This window comes from Amycolatopsis sp. NBC_00355, from assembly GCF_036104975.1.
Taxonomy (GTDB): domain Bacteria; phylum Actinomycetota; class Actinomycetes; order Mycobacteriales; family Pseudonocardiaceae; genus Amycolatopsis.
The window spans coordinates 8,789,503-8,802,964 of the sequence record NZ_CP107982.1; the positions used below are offsets into that span (position 1 = coordinate 8,789,503).

The window sequence follows — 13,462 nt, forward strand, 5'->3', positions numbered from 1 at the left end:
TACTTGACACCGGTTCAGTAGCGGGGGATCGTGGCGTTATTGGATTCGGATTCAATAGGGGGCGTCGTGGACACCACCGGCATGCCGCACCGGCCGGGCCGCCTGCCCGTGGTCGGCGACCTGATCGGCGCGAACCCGCGCACGCCGCTGCAGGACACCCTGCGCATCGGCCGGAAGATCGGGCCGGTCTTCACCCGCAAGATCTTCGGCTTCGAGATCGTCTTCGTCGGCGGCGTCGACCTCGTCACCGAGCTGAACGACGAGACGAAATTCGGCAAGCACGTCGGCATGGGCATCGAGAACCTGCGCGCGGTCGCCGGCGACGGCCTGTTCACCGCCCACACGCACGAGCCGAACTGGCGGCTGGCGCACGACATCCTGCAGCCGGCCTTCTCCGCCGAGGCGATGCGCCGATACCACCCGGTGATGCTGGACGTCGCCCGCGAGCTCGTCGCGCGCTGGGACACCACGACCGGGCCGGTCGACGTCGCCGCCGACATGACCCGGCTGACGCTGGAGACGATCGGCCTCGCCGGGTTCGGCTACCGGTTCGGGTCGTTCGAACGCGCCGAGCCGCACCCGTTCGTCACGGCGATGCAGCGTTCGCTGCGGTTCGCGCAGCTGCAGAACGTCAAACTGCCGTTGGTCCGGCGCGCGTTCGCCGGGACGGCCGAGCAGAACCAGGCCGACATCGCCGTCATGACCGACCTCGTCGACGAAGTCATCCAAGGACGGCGGATCAGCGGCGAGGAGAGCCGCGACCTGCTCGGGTTGATGCTCACCGAGGGCCACCCGATGACCGGCGAGCGGCTCGACCCGATCAACATCCGCAACCAGGCGATCACCTTCGTCGTCGCCGGCCACGAGACGACCTCGGGCGCGCTGTCGTTCGCGTTGTACTACCTGACGCGGCACCCGGAACTCCTGGACAAGGCCCGCGCCGAGGTCGACGCCGTCTGGGGCGACCGCGAGCCCGCCTTCGGCGACGTCGCGAAACTGCGTTACGTGCGACGCGTGCTCGACGAGGCGATGCGGCTCTGGCCGACGGCGCCGGGTTACTCGCGCGAAGCCCGCGAAGACGTCGTCCTCGGCGGGAAGTACCGGATGCGCAAGGGCGACTGGGTGATCGTGCCGCTGCCCCTGGTCCACCGCGACCCGGCGGTCTGGGGCCCGGACCCCGAGGCGTTCGACCCGGACCGCTTCGAACCCGCGGCGGTGAAGAAGCGGCCGGCGCAAGCGTACAAGCCGTTCGGGACGGGCGAGCGCGCCTGCATCGGCCGCCAGTTCGCGCTGCACGAAGCCGTGCTCGCGCTCGGCATGGTGTTGCAGCGCTACGACTTCGAGGTCGACCCGGCGTACGAGCTCAAGATCGTGGAGTCCCTGACGCTCAAGCCGAGCGGGTTCACGGTGCGGCCGCGGGTGCGGGATCGGGCGACTGCGAGGGCTTAGGAACGCAGGTAGCGCACCTGCGTACCCTTCTCCCGCTCGAACTCGTCCCGCCCGGCGAGGTGCTCGGGGACGCCGACCTCCCACCAGGCCCCGGCCTCGGTCCACGCCGACGGCTGGGTCTTGACGACCACGACCGCCGGGCGCTTCTCGGCCACCGCGGCCTCGCGCGCCTGGGCGTACGCCGAGCGGACGTCCTCCACCGTGGACGCTGTGAAAACCAGGCAGCCCAACGACTCCGCGTGGCGGGCGAAGTCGACCCGCGGTGGTGATGCGTGTGACGTCGTGCAGTCGGCGTAGAAGTTGTTGAACGGCTTCCCACCCTGACCCTGCTGGAGCCGCGCGATCACCGCGTAACCGTCGTTGTCGCACACCACCGCGACGAACGGGTGCCCGGCGAACGCGGCCGAGAACAGCTCCGAGTTCAGCATCAGGTACGAGCCGTCGCCCAGCAACGTCGTCACCAGGCCGGGGTGGGCGATCGCCGCGCCCCACGCGCCGGACAGCTCGTAGCCCATGCACGAGAAGCCGTACTCGACGTCCATCGACACCGACCCGGACCCGCGCCAGCCGCCGATCAGCTCACCCGGCATCCCGCCGGACGCCGTCATGACGTAGTCGTCCGCATCCGAGAGGTCGTTCACCACCCCGACGACCTGGGCGTACGACGGGATTTCCGCGGTCGCCGACCGCAGCGAGTCGATGTGCGCGTCCCACTTCGCGCGCTCGGTCGCCGCTCGCGACGTCCACGACGGATCCACCCGCCAGCTCTCCAGCTGCGCGCCGAGGTCGGCCAGGCCCGCGTCCGCGTCGCCGACCACCGACAGCGCGCCGTGCTTGACCGCGTCGAACCTCGCCGCGTTCAGCGTGACCAGCCGGACGTCGGCGGAGAACACCGTCCAGGACGCCGTCGTGAAGTCCTGCAACCGGGTGCCGACGGCCAGGACGACGTCCGCCTCGGCCGCGACGACGTTCGCCGACGTCGAGCCGGTGATCCCGAGCGGCCCGGCGTTCAGGTCGTGCGTGTGCGGCACCAGCGTGCGGCCCGCGGTGGTCTCGGTGACGGGAATGCCGTGCCGCTCGGCGAAGTCCAGCGCGCGGCGTCCGGCGCCGGAATAGCGGACGCCGCCGCCGAGCACGAGCAGCGGCCGCTTGGACGCGCGCAGCACGCCCGCCGCCTCGGTGACCGCCCGGCGGTCGGGACGCGAGCGCAGCGGCCGGTGCGTCACCGGCTCGAACAGGGCCTCCGGGAAGTCGTATGTCTCGGCCTGGACGTCCTGCGGCAGCGCCAGGACCACCGGGCCGGCGTCGGCCGGGTCCGTCAGCACCCGCGCGACCTGCGGCAACGCCGAGAGCAGCTGCTCGGGCCGGGTGATCCGGTCGAAGTAGCGGCTGACCGCGCGGAAGGCGTCGTTGACCGTCGCGGTGCCGTCGCCGAAGGGCTCGATCTGCTGCAGCACCGGGTCCGGCGCGCGGCTGGTGAACGTGTCACCCGGCAGCAGCAGCACCGGCAGCCGGTTCGCGTGCGCGACCCCGGCGGCGGTGACCATGTTCAGCGCGCCCGGCCCGATCGACGACGTCACGACGCCGACCTGCCGCCGGTGTGTCGCCTTCGCGTAGCCGACCGCGGCCAGGGCCATGCCCTGCTCGGTGTGCCCGCGCCAGACCGGGATCTCGCCGCGGTGCTCCTCCAGCGCCGTGCCGAGCCCGAGGACGTTGCCGTGCCCGAAGATCGCGAACACGCCGGGGAACAGCGGCACCTCACGGCCGTCGAGGGTTTCCGAACGCTGCGCGAGGATCCACTTGACCAGCGCTTGAGCCGTCGTCAGCTTCACCGGACCCGCCCTTCGTGGTCGGTCACCGGACAGCGCGGGTCGAGGTCCTCGGACTTCCACGTGTCGCGGATCCAGCTGTGCGCCGGGTCGTCGCAGAACGCCATGGAGCGTTCGTCCGCCGGCCCGGCCAGGACGTTCAGGTAGTACATCGGGTAACCGGGCGCCGCGACGCACGGGCCGTGGTAGCCGCGCGGGATCAGGAAGACGTCGCCGTCGCGGACCGCGACGTCCTCGTCCAGCTCGCCGCCCGCGGTGTACGTCCGGTGCAGGCCGAAGCCCTCGCGCGACGGCGTCACGCCGTCCCGGCCGGCGATCCGGAAGTAGTAGATCTCCTCGTTGACGACCTCGCACTCGGACGCCTCGTCGTGCTTGTGCGGCGGGTACGACGACCAGTTGCCGCCCGGCGTGATCAGCTCGCACGCGTTGAGCTTGTCGGCGTGGTCCCACACCCCGGGCACGCCGAAGTTGGTCACCTGCCGCGTCGCCTGCCCGCTGCCGCGGACCTCGACCGGGACGCCGTCGGCGGGGCCGTACCTCGGTTCGAGGCGGCGGGTGCAGCGGGCCATCGGCAGCGCCACCACCGCGCCCGTGGACGACGTCAGCTCGACCTCGGCGTCGCGCGGGACGTAGGCGAAGTCCGTGACCCGGCTGAACACCGAGTCACGGCCCTCCAGCTCGAACTCCTCGTCGTCGACGCGGACCGTGAGCGAGCCGGACAGCGGCAGCACGAACGCCTCGAACTCGCCGGTCTCGATCGTGCGTGGCAGCCGGCGGCCGATCTTGAGCACCTGCAACCCGGTGTACGCCCAGCCCGCGGCTTCCGGCGTCAGCACGATCGGGTCGGAGTCTTCGGACAGTGTCCCGTGTGGACGGTGCAACGCGCTCACTTCGCGGCCTCCAGAACCTTCGCGGCGGCATCGACGGCCGAGCCGACGTCACCATCGGGCGGGTAGAGCAGGGTGCGGCCGACGACCAGGCCACGGACGACGTCGTGGCGCAGCGTCCGGCCCCACGACGCCAGGTCGCCGACGGGATCACCCGAGGGCACCCCGCCGAGGATGACGACCGGGAGTGTCGTCGCGCCGAGGACCTCGGGCGAGTCGGTGGACGGCAGCTTCAGCCAGGTGTGCGCCGACGTCGTGCCGATGCCGGACGCCACCGTGACGGCCCGGGCCAGGGACGCGGGATCCTTCTGCAGCACCAGCTTCCCGCCTTCGCGGGTGTAGGGCAGTGGCTCGACCATCGCCATCAGCCCGTACGCGGCCAGCTCGGTGACGGCGGTCGCGCAGGCCTGCAGCGTCGGGATCGTGCCCGGGTCGGAGTCGACCAGCCGCAGCAGCATCTTGCCGCCGTCGAGGCCGCAGTCGATCAGGCTGGCGGCGTCGTAGCCGGTGAACCGGTCGTCGATCTCCCAGTCCGCGCCGGCCAGGCCGCCGCGGTTCATCGAGCCGATCACGACCTTGTCGTGCAGCGCGCCGAGCAGCAGCAGCTCCTCGACGACGTCCGGAGTACCGAGCAGGCCGTCGACCGCGGGGTTGGCCAGCGCGACGAGCAGCCGGTCGAGCAGGGTCCGCCGGTCGGCCATGGCGAGGGGGTCCCCGCCGACACCGAGGGCCCCGCGGGCCGGGTGGTCGGCCGCGACCAGGAACAGCGTCCCGGAGTCGGACAGCAGCTGGGAACGCCGTTTGCGTGTCGCGTACGCCTGGCGGACCGCGCCGGGGTTCGTGGCCCGGGTGTGCAGCAGCTCGCGCCAGCGGTCGTCCGTCAGCAAGGTCGTCACAGCAGCTCCTCGATCTCCGCGGCGGTCGGCATGGCGTCGGCGCAGGCCAGCCGGGACGCGACCAGCGCGCCCGCGGCGTTCGCGTACTCCGCGATCCGCACCGGGTCCCAGCCGGACAGCAGCCCGTGGATCAGCGCGCCGCCGAAGCCGTCACCCGCGCCGAGGCCGCAGACGACGTCGATGCGCTGCGGCGGCACCGTCCACCGGCCGTCCGGCGTGGCGACGAGCACGCCGTCCGCGCCCTTCTTGATCACCGCGAGCCGCAGCCCGCGCTCCAGCATCCGGTCCGCCGCCTCGTCCGGGTCCGCGGTGCCGACGGCGACCTCCACCTCGGCCCGGTTGCCGACCGCGACCGTGACGTGGTCCAGCATCGAGCCGATTTCCTCGCGGGCCTGCTCCACCGACGACCAGAACATCGGCCGGTAGTCCAGGTCCAGCACGGTGTGCTCGCGGCGGCCCCGGGTCTCCAGGATCTTCCGCTGCGTCGCCCGGGCCGGCTCGACCGAGACGCCCGTGCCGGTGACCCACAGCAGCGGCACCGACTCGACGACGTCCCACGGCACGTCCGCCTCGGTCAGCGTGAGGTCGGGTGCGACGGGGGAGCGGTAGAAGAGCAGCGGCGGGTCCGCGGGCGGGTTCAGCTCGCAGAACACCACCGGCGTCTGCAGGTCCGGTGAAGTGCCCACATAGGACGGTGAGACGCCGAAGCCGTCGAGGGCCTGCCGGACGTAGTCGCCGAAGCCGTCCGGGCCGACCTTGGTCAGCACCGCCGCCGACCGCCCGAGCCGCGCGGCGGCGACCGCGACGTTGGTCGCGGTCCCGCCGAGCGACTTGGCGAAGGTGCTGACCTCGGCCAGGGGGACGCCGCTCTGCTCGGGGTACAGGTCGACGCCCACCCGGCCGATCGTCAGCGCTTCGAGGGTCATGGCGTCTTTTCCACCTGCCGCAGTTCGTGTTCGAGCGCTTCCAGCTCCGCACCGCCCGCCATCTGCCGGGTCAGCTCGTTGATGTCGATGTCCTTCTTCTCGTACGAGCCGAGCGGCGCGCCTCGCTTGAGCAGCAGGAACCGGTCGGCGACCGGGAACGCGTGGTGCGGGTTGTGCGTGATCAGCACGACCCCGAGCCCGCGGTCGCGAGCCTGCGCGACGTACTTGAGCACGACGCCGGCCTGCTTGACGCCCAGGGCCGCCGTCGGCTCGTCGAGGATCAGCACCTTTGCGCCGAAGTAGACCGCCCGCGCGATCGCGACGCATTGGCGCTCACCGCCGGAAAGCGTGCCGACCGGCTGCTCGACGTCCCGCAGGTCGATGCCCATGTCGGACAGCGCCTGCTTGGTTGTCTCGCGGCCCTTCTTGCGGTCCAAGGCCTTGAACGGGCCGAACCCGACTGTCGGCTCCGAACCGAGGAAGAAGTTCCGCCAGACGCTCATCAGCGGCACCACCGCGAGGTCCTGGTACACGGTCGCGATGCCGTGGTCCAGCGCCTCGCGCGGTGATGCGAAGCGCACCGGCGAACCTTCGACGAGGAACTCGCCGCGGTCGTGCTGGTGCACCCCGGCCAGGATCTTGATCAGCGTGGACTTCCCGGCGCCGTTGTCGCCGAGCACGCAGGTCACCTCGCCCGCGTTGACCACAGTGGACACGTCGCGCAGCGCGATGACGCTGCCGTAGGTCTTGCCGATGTCCTTGACTTCCAGCAGGGGACTCATCGCCGCACCCTTTCCGCGCGCCGCCGGAAGGCGTTGTTGACCAGGACCGCGGCCAGCAGCATGATGCCGAGGAACAGCATGAACCAGTCGCTGTTCCACTGGGCGAACACGATGCCCTGGCGCGCCATGCCGAAGATCAGCGCGCCGATCGCCGCGCCCACCGCCGAGCCGAAGCCGCCGGTGAGCAGGCAGCCGCCGATCACCGCGGCGATGATGAACTGGAACTCCAGCCCGATGCCCTGGTTGGCCTGCACGCTCGCGAAGCGCAGGATGTTGATCGAACCGACCAGCCACGCGCCCAGCGCGGTGCCCATGAACAGCAGGATCTTCGTGCGCACCACCGGCACGCCGACCGAGCGGGCCGACACCTGCGACCCGCCGACGGCGAAGATCCAGTTGCCGAACCGGGTCCGCAGCAGCAGCCACGCGGCGATCGCCGTCACGACGATCCACCAGATGATCGACGACTGGAACTCCGTGCCGCCGATGTCGAACGTCGAGGCGAACAGGCCGCCGGCCGACTCGTACCCGCTGGTCGAGCGCATCCCCGACACCTGGACGGTGTCGGTGACCAGCCGCGTCACGCCGAGGTTCAGCCCCTGCAGGGCCAGGAACGACCCCAGCGTGACGATGAAGCTGGGCAGGCCGGTCTTCATGACCAGCCAGCCGTTGAACGCGCCGACGCCGAGGGCGAACACCAGGGAGACCAGCAGCGCGAGCCAGACGTTCCAGCCCGCCTGCGTCGCCAGGATCGCGGTGACCAGCGACGTCGACGCCGTCATCACGCCCGCCGACAGGTCGAACTCGCCGCCGACCATGAGCAGCGCGACCACCACGGCCATGATGCCCAGCGTCGACGAGTCGTCGAGCCAGGTCGCCACGCCGAGCGGGCTGAGGAACTGGCCGGTGACGACCGAGAAGAAGACGAACACCAGGACCGCGCCGAGCAGGGCCCCGATCTCCGGCCGGACGACCAGCCGGTCGGTCAGGCTCTTCTTCGCTATTCGCTCGTCCGGCTCTGCTTGGATCGCTGCGGTCATGTCACTCCCCTTAGCGGGTGCCGCGCTGCGCGTACGGGGCCACGGTGTCGATGTTGGTCTTGTCGACGAAGCCCGGACCGGTCTGCACCGGGTGGCCACCCCCGATGGTGTTACCGTTTTCCTTGTACAGCTTGAGGAACACGACCGGCAGGTAGCCCTGCTCGTACTGCTGCTGGTCGACGGCGAAGAGGATGGTGCCCGCCTTGATGGCGGCCACGACGTCGGCGTTCAGGTCGAAGGTCGCCACCTGCGCCTTCGAGCTCGCTTCCTTCGCCGCGTCCACCGCGCGGGCCGCGACCTGCGAGTTCAGCGCCAGGACCGCGTCGATCGACGGGTCGGCCTGCAGCGCGCCGCGGATCCGCGCCTGCGCGTCGGTCGGGTTGGAGATGTCGACCTGCAGCGTCGAGACGGTGCCGAAGGTCTGCTTCGCGCCGTCACAACGCTGGTTCTGGCCGATGTTGCCGGCCTCGTGGATGACGCACAGCAGCTTCGTCTTGCCCGCCGCCTTGAGCCGCTGCCCGGCGCCCTGGCCGGCGAGGCCCTCGCTCTGCCCGACGTGCGCGATCGCGCCGAACGCCGCGCTCTGGTCCTCGCCCGAGTTGATCGTGACGACCGGGATGCCGGCCTTGACCGCGTTCTGGATCGACGTCTGCAGCGCCTGCGGGTTCGCCATCGACACGACCAGGCCGCCGACCTTCTGCGCGACGGCGTTGTCGATCAGCTTGGCCTGGTTGCCGGGGTCGCCGTCGGCGTAGTAGTCGACGCCGACGTCGAGGTCCTTGCCGGCCTGCTCGGCGCCGTTCTTGACGACGTTCCAGAACGCGTCACCGGCGCTGCCGTGGGTGACCACGGCGATCTTGAGCGGGCCGCTCGAACCCGGCGGCGCGGCGGCCGAGGAAGGGGCGCTGGAGCTGCTGTTCGAGTTGTCGGCGCTCGGCCCGCTGCAGGCGGCGAGCACCAGTCCGGTGGCGGCGACGGCCGCCACCACGGCGAAGCTTCTCTTGAACGAAAACACAGTCACTCCTTTGGGACCAGTTAGAGGGCTTGCACGATCTTCGCGAGTTCCGCGAGGCTGCGCTCGGTGTCGCGGCGAGGCACGTCGTCGGCGCTCGCCTCACCCAGGGCGGTGTCCTGTTCGAGGACGTACCAGCCGTCGTAGCCCGCCGCTTGGACGGAGCGCACCATCGACGCCACGTCCACGTCCCCCTCGCCGAGCGGCACGTAGAGGCCCCGCCCGACCGCTTCGGTGTACCCGAGCCGCCCCGCGCGGACCTCGGCGGCCAGGTCCCCCTTGACGTCCTTCAGATGCACGTGCGCCACCCGCTCGGGAAACCGCTTCGCCAGCTCGACCGGATCGGTCCCGCCGATCATCAGGTGTCCGGTGTCGAGGCACAACCCCAGATCGGAATCGCCGAGGAAGCGCTCGACCTCGGCCTGCTGCTCCACGTGCGTCCCGACGTGCGGGTGCAGCACCGTGCGCAGGCCGTGGCCCCGGGCGATGTCCCGGATCTTGCCGGCGGTCTCGACGAGCGTCGCCCATTCGGCGTCGGTGAGCCGCGGGCGTTCGTCGTAACCGTCGAGGCCGGTCGCGGCGGCGAGCACGAGGACGTCACCCCCGCACGCGGCGAACAGCGCGGCGGACTCCTCGGCTTCGGCGAGTGCCGTTTCCTGGTCGGTGTGCAGCACGACGGCGAGGAAGCCGCCCACGAGCGTCAGGTCGTGCTCCCCGAGCAACGCGCGCAGCTCGGCCGGGTCGCGGGGGAGATAACCCGGCGGGCCCAGTTCGGTGGCCTGGACGCCGAGTTCCGCCATCTCGCGCAGCACGGTCGGCGCGTCCAGCACGCGGCCCCAGCCGGGGACTTCGCAGACGCCCCAAGAGATCGGGGCGGCGGCTACTCGGATCGTCGCTGGCACAGCGGGCCCTCCGTTGGTCCGTTGGAGCGCTCTATTGATTAGAGCGCTCTAATCTTGTAGCGTCCGTCACAGCAAAGTCAAGGGCTTGTTTCCGGCCCGTAACCCACACGCTGGGAGGTGCGGCGATGGTGCGTCCGACCATGGAGGACGTGGCCGCGCGGGCGGGGGTTTCCCGTGCGCTGGTCTCCCTGGTGATGAGGAATTCACCGAAGGTCTCCGAGGCGCGGCGCGCGGCCGTCCGGCGCGCGGCCGAGGAACTCGGCTACCAGCCGCACGTCATGGCGCGGTCGCTGGCCAGCCGGACGTCCACGGTGCTCGGCGTGATGGTGAACGACCTGCGCAACGCGTTCTTCGCCGACATCGTCGAAGAACTCGACAGCGCCGCGCAGGCGGCGGGCTTCGACCTGATCCTCAACACGGGCGGCCGGAGCCCCACGCGCGAGTGGAACGCCCTGCACAACCTCCTTTCCTTCCGGCCGGCGGGTATCGTCCTGCTGTCGCCGGTCGTGCCGGCCTCGGCGATCCAGGTCGCGGCCCGGCAATGCCCGGTCGTGCTGGTCTCGCGCACCGCACGCGCGTCCACAGTGGACACGGTGAACGACGACGGCGAGGCGGGTTCCGCGCTGGCCGTCGACCACCTGGTCGGCCTCGGGCACCGGCGCATCGCCCACCTCGACGGCGGCGGCGCGGCCGGGGCGGCGCAGCGGCGGCGCGGTTTCGAGGCCGCCATGCGGGGGCACGGTCTCGAGCCGATCGTCGTGCGCAGTGAACACACCGACATCGGCGGCGAGAACGCCGTGCGGGAGCTGCTCGCCGCGTACGCGCGCCCGGACCTGCCGACGGGGCTGGTCGCCGGCAACGACTTCAACGCCGTGGGGGCGATTTCGGCCCTCGAGGAAGCCGGGCTGCGCGTGCCGGAGGACGTGTCGGTCGTCGGCTACGACAACACCTCGCTCGCCGCGTTGCGGCACCTTTCGCTGACCACCGTGGACCAGCCGCGCAAGGACATGGCGCGGCTGGCCTTCGAGGCCCTGCTCGAACGCGTGCGCGGGGAGCGCACCGAACCCGTCCGGCACCTGCTGCACCCGTCCCTGGTGGTCCGGTCGACCACCGCGCACGCTTAGGAGACTCCGTGTCCGAACTCGTCCAGCACTGGATCGACGGCGCCCGCACGGCCGGGGTGTCGTCCCGCCGCGGCGACGTCTTCCAGCCCGCGACCGGGGAGGTGGCCCGGCAGGTCGTCCTGGCCGGGCCGGCCGATGTGGACACCGCGGTGGCGTCGGCGGTCAAGGCGTCGCACGACTGGGCCGACAGTTCGCTGTCCGCCCGCACCCGGATCCTGTTCAAGTTCCGCGAACTGGTCGACACGCACCGCGACGAGCTGGCCGCGCTGATCACCGCCGAGCACGGCAAGGTGCTCTCGGACGCCGCGGGCGAGGTCCAGCGGGGGCTGGAGGTCGTCGAGTTCGCCTGCGGCATCGCCCAGGTGCTCAAGGGTGAGCGCTCCGACCAGGTCTCCCGCGGCATCGACGCGTATTCGCTGCGCCAGCCGCTCGGCGTCGTCGCCGGCATCACGCCGTTCAACTTCCCGGTGATGGTGCCGATGTGGATGTTCCCGATCGCCATCGCCTGCGGCAACACGTTCGTGCTCAAGCCGTCCGACCGCGACCCGTCGGCGTCGATCCGCCTCGCCGAGCTGTTCGCCGAGGCCGGGCTGCCGCCGGGCGTGCTCAACGTCGTCCAGGGCGGCGCCGAAGCCGTCAACGCGCTGCTCGTGCACCCCGACATCGCCGGCGTGTCGTTCGTCGGGTCGACACCGATCGCCCGGCACGTCTACGAGACCGGGACGGCCGCGGGCAAACGCGTCCAGGCCCTCGGCGGCGCGAAGAACCACATGATCGTGCTCCCGGACGCCGACCTCGACGGCGCGGCCGACGCGGCGGTGTCCGCGGGTTACGGCAGCGCGGGGGAGCGGTGCATGGCGATCTCGGTCGTCGTGGCGGTCGGCGACCGCGGTGACGAGCTGGTCGACGCGATCGCGTCCCGGACCCGCGAGCTGAAGACGGGCCCTGGTACGGACGAGACCTCGCAGATGGGGCCGGTGGTCACCGGTGCCGCCCGCGACCGGATCGTGTCCTATGTGGACGCCGGGGAGAAGGCGGGCGCGTCCCTCGTGGTCGACGGCCGGACCTTCACCGGGCCCGATGCCGGGTTCTGGGTCGGGCCGACGCTGTTCGACCACGTGACCACCGGGATGTCGGTCTACACCGACGAGATCTTCGGCCCGGTACTGGTCGTCGTCCGCGCGGACACCTTCGAGGAAGCGCTCGCCCTGGTCAACGCCAACCCGTACGGCAACGGCACGGCGATCTTCACCACCGACGGCCTGGCCGCGCGCGAGTTCGAGCGCCGCGTGCAGGTGGGCATGGTCGGCATCAACGTCCCGATCCCGGTCCCGATGGCCTACTACTCCTTCGGCGGCTGGAAGGACTCGCTGTTCGGCGACACGCACGTCCACGGCGCCGAGGGCGTCCGGTTCTACACGCGGGCGAAAGCCGTCACGTCACGCTGGCCGCGTCAGGCCAACGGCGTCGACCTGGGTTTCCCCACGCACCGCTGATTTTTCGGACACAGGAGGGTTTACGACGATGAGGTTGGGACTGGCGGGCACCGGGCGGATCGGCACCGCGCACGCGGAGACGCTCAAGGGGTTCGACGAGGTGGACTCGGTCGTGGTGGCCGACGTCGACACCGCGCGCGCCCAGGCCGCGGGGGCGAAGCTGGGAGTGGAGGTCGCGGCGAGCATCGAGGGGCTGTTCGCCGCGGGCCTCGACGGCCTGGTCGTCACGGCGGCCACCGACGCCCACCCGGGGTTGATCATCGCGGCGGTCGACGCGGGCCTGCCGGTGTTCTGCGAGAAGCCGGTCGCGGCCGACATCCCGGGCACCCTGGCCGTCATCGACCGGATCGGCGCGTCCGACGTCCCGGTCCAGATCGGCTTCCAGCGCCGGTTCGACGCGGGCTACGCGGCGGCGCGCGCGGCGGTCGCGTCCGGTGAGCTGGGCTGGCTGCACACACTGCGCGCGACGACGTTCGACCCGGCACCCCCGCCGGCGGAGTACGTCGCCCACTCGGGCGGGCTGTTCCGCGACTGCGGCGTCCACGACTTCGACATCATCCGCTGGGTGAGCGGCCGCGAGATCGAAGAGGTCTACGCGATCGGCGCCAACCGCGGCGAGCGGTTCTTCGCCGACGCGGGCGACGTCGACACGGCGGCGGCCACCCTGACCCTGGACGACGGCTCCTTGGCGACGGTGTCCCTGACCCGCTACAACGGCGCCGGTTACGACGTCCGCCTGGAGGCCCTCGGTTCGGTCTCCGGCGTGGTCGTCGGCCTGGACGACCGGGCGCCGCTGCGCTCGGTCGAGCCGGGAGTCCCCGCGCTGCCGGGTCCGGCGTACCCGGGCTTCATGGAGCGCTTCCGCCCGGCGTACACAACGGAGCTGAAGGCTTTCCTCGACGTGGTGGCCGGTCGCGCCCCTTCGCCGTGCGTCGCGGCTGACGCGCTCGAAGCGTTCTACATCGCCGAAGCCTGCGAAGTCTCGCGTCGCGAGCGCCGCCCGGTGAAACTCACGGAGGTCCGCCGCTGACTCCGTGAGAGAGGGAGCGACACGCGTGATTGCGAAGCCGACACGCGTGATCAGGAGGACGACACGCCGCAAGCCGGTCGTGTCGACTC

General features: G+C 71.3%; 12 protein-coding genes. 4 read left to right on the forward strand and 8 right to left on the reverse strand.

Going from position 1 to position 13,462, the window contains the following annotated elements; genetic code table 11:
• The first annotated feature begins 66 nt into the window (after window positions 1-66).
• A complete protein-coding gene (locus OHS18_RS40655; RefSeq protein WP_328614372.1) occupies window positions 67-1,449 on the forward strand; it encodes a cytochrome P450 in 1,383 nt (460 codons plus the stop codon).
• Here OHS18_RS40655 and iolD read toward each other — a convergent pair.
• Genes iolD through OHS18_RS40695 form a run of 8 tightly spaced genes read right to left on the reverse strand, consistent with a single transcriptional unit; the run spans window position 1,446 to window position 9,723 of the window.
• Entirely contained in the window at window positions 1,446-3,281 is a 1,836-nt protein-coding gene (gene iolD / locus OHS18_RS40660) for a 3D-(3,5/4)-trihydroxycyclohexane-1,2-dione acylhydrolase (decyclizing) (RefSeq protein WP_328614373.1), read from the reverse strand. The two genes, OHS18_RS40655 and iolD, sit on opposite strands and share 4 nt — an antisense overlap.
• Window positions 3,278-4,168, reverse strand: a complete 891-nt coding sequence (gene iolB / locus OHS18_RS40665) for a 5-deoxy-glucuronate isomerase (RefSeq protein ID WP_328614374.1) — start codon at window positions 4,166-4,168, stop codon at window positions 3,278-3,280. The genes iolD and iolB overlap by 4 nt, the downstream gene beginning before the upstream one ends.
• Window positions 4,165-5,061 (reverse strand): Cgl0159 family (beta/alpha)8-fold protein, encoded by an 897-nt coding sequence (locus OHS18_RS40670; protein WP_328614375.1) that lies wholly within the window; start codon window positions 5,059-5,061, stop codon window positions 4,165-4,167. The genes iolB and OHS18_RS40670 overlap by 4 nt, the downstream gene beginning before the upstream one ends.
• Entirely contained in the window at window positions 5,058-5,987 is a 930-nt protein-coding gene (iolC, locus tag OHS18_RS40675; protein ID WP_328614376.1) for a 5-dehydro-2-deoxygluconokinase, read from the reverse strand. Before iolC ends, OHS18_RS40670 begins: the two co-directional genes overlap by 4 nt.
• On the reverse strand, window positions 5,984-6,769 hold the full coding sequence (locus OHS18_RS40680; RefSeq protein ID WP_328443304.1) for an ATP-binding cassette domain-containing protein: 786 nt from the start codon (window positions 6,767-6,769) through the stop codon (window positions 5,984-5,986). The genes iolC and OHS18_RS40680 overlap by 4 nt, the downstream gene beginning before the upstream one ends.
• The gene (locus OHS18_RS40685) at window positions 6,766-7,809 is read right to left on the reverse strand and encodes an ABC transporter permease (RefSeq protein ID WP_328443303.1); all 1,044 of its coding nucleotides are present in this window, start codon (window positions 7,807-7,809) and stop codon (window positions 6,766-6,768) included. The genes OHS18_RS40680 and OHS18_RS40685 overlap by 4 nt, the downstream gene beginning before the upstream one ends.
• A gap of 10 nt (window positions 7,810-7,819) precedes the next feature.
• Window positions 7,820-8,824 carry a sugar ABC transporter substrate-binding protein gene (locus tag OHS18_RS40690; RefSeq protein ID WP_328443302.1) on the reverse strand — a complete coding sequence of 335 codons (1,005 nt, stop codon included), beginning with the start codon at window positions 8,822-8,824 and terminating at the stop codon, window positions 7,820-7,822.
• Between the two features lie 20 nt (window positions 8,825-8,844).
• Entirely contained in the window at window positions 8,845-9,723 is an 879-nt protein-coding gene (locus OHS18_RS40695) for a TIM barrel protein (RefSeq protein ID WP_328614377.1), read from the reverse strand.
• 125 nt (window positions 9,724-9,848) lie between these two features.
• Between OHS18_RS40695 and OHS18_RS40700 the strand changes: the two genes are divergently transcribed.
• From OHS18_RS40700 to OHS18_RS40710, 3 genes are read left to right on the forward strand one after another with little or no spacing between them, the layout of a single operon-like run.
• A complete protein-coding gene (locus OHS18_RS40700; RefSeq protein ID WP_328443300.1) occupies window positions 9,849-10,847 on the forward strand; it encodes a LacI family DNA-binding transcriptional regulator in 999 nt (332 codons plus the stop codon).
• Window positions 10,848-10,855: 8 nt separating this feature from the next.
• Complete coding sequence (locus OHS18_RS40705) at window positions 10,856-12,343, forward strand: CoA-acylating methylmalonate-semialdehyde dehydrogenase (RefSeq protein ID WP_328614378.1); 1,488 nt, start codon at window positions 10,856-10,858, stop codon at window positions 12,341-12,343.
• Between the two features lie 28 nt (window positions 12,344-12,371).
• A complete protein-coding gene (locus OHS18_RS40710) occupies window positions 12,372-13,373 on the forward strand; it encodes a Gfo/Idh/MocA family protein (RefSeq protein ID WP_328614379.1) in 1,002 nt (333 codons plus the stop codon).
• The last annotated feature ends 89 nt before the right edge of the window (window positions 13,374-13,462 follow it).